A 240-nucleotide genomic window follows, 5' to 3' on the forward strand; every position below is an offset into this window, starting at 1 on the left:
TCAGCAATCAGCGCATCGCCATCTGCTGCTCGTAACCTTATCAGCCGCAGCCATTCAGTCTTCATTGCCACAACGGTATTGTAATCTAAGGATGGATCGAAGACTCCCCTCTCGCCCTCATTTCGATCAGTGGGGTCACTGAGATGGATCAGGAGCGAGGCAACGGATAGAGCTTCAGTTTTACGGAGTGCTTCTAAAGCCAAAGCGCCTCGCACATCCTCAGGAATGCGCTTCAGGTAC

At 52.1% G+C, this 240-nt stretch carries 1 protein-coding gene; it reads right to left on the bottom strand.

What is annotated here, in order from left to right; genetic code table 11:
* On the bottom strand, positions 1 to 240 hold a 240-nt coding region (locus SB754_RS22665; RefSeq protein WP_410784520.1), incomplete at both ends, for a hypothetical protein.

It is taken from the genome of Leifsonia sp. SIMBA_070 (assembly GCF_046534635.1).
Classification (GTDB): Bacteria; Actinomycetota; Actinomycetes; order Actinomycetales; family Microbacteriaceae; genus Leifsonia.